Annotated in this window: 1 pseudogene; it reads left to right on the plus strand. The window is 55.8% G+C overall.

The features are described from left to right. Positions 1-203: 203 nt before the first annotated feature. Positions 204-573: pseudogene (locus C5S62_RS02630) on the plus strand (hemolysin activation protein); the annotation flags it as partial.

The raw sequence follows: 573 nt of genomic DNA on the forward strand, positions 1-573 counted from the left end.
CTGCAACCAATCATTGCCGGCATGCCTTCCGTGGTGCCTCCTGTGCTGCGGCAGGTAAAGCCGCGTTGCCTGAAGAAAAGACCGCCGTGCCGTGAGGAACGAACGAAAAATATTGTAACTTTGCTCCTGACAACTATCTTACATCCACCGTCGTGGCGGAACCGGCAGCCGCTTAGCCCGCCCGACGTTCTCATTTGAAAAACATGAAACACCCTTTCAAGACAGACGTAGCGGTATTGATCTTATTCTTCAACCGTCCGGACCACCTCCGCGAAGTGTTCGACGAAGTGCGGCGTGCACGTCCTTCGCGCCTGTTCCTCTATCAGGACGGCCCGCGCGGGCCGCACGATATGGAAGGCATTACGGCCTGCCGCCGCGTGGTGGAAAACATCGACTGGCAATGCGACGTGCAGCGGCTTTATCAGGAAAAGAACTACGGGTGTGACCCCTCGGAGTTCATTTCCCAGAAGTGGGCGTTTTCCATGGCCGACAAGTGCATCGTGCTTGAAGATGACGATGTGCCCTCGCAGTCGTTTTTCCCATTCTGCAAGGAACTCCTCGACAGGTATGAGC

The sequence above is a fragment of the Prevotella sp. MGM2 genome (genome assembly GCF_002933955.1).
In the GTDB taxonomy this organism is placed as follows: Bacteria; Bacteroidota; Bacteroidia; order Bacteroidales; family Bacteroidaceae; genus Alloprevotella.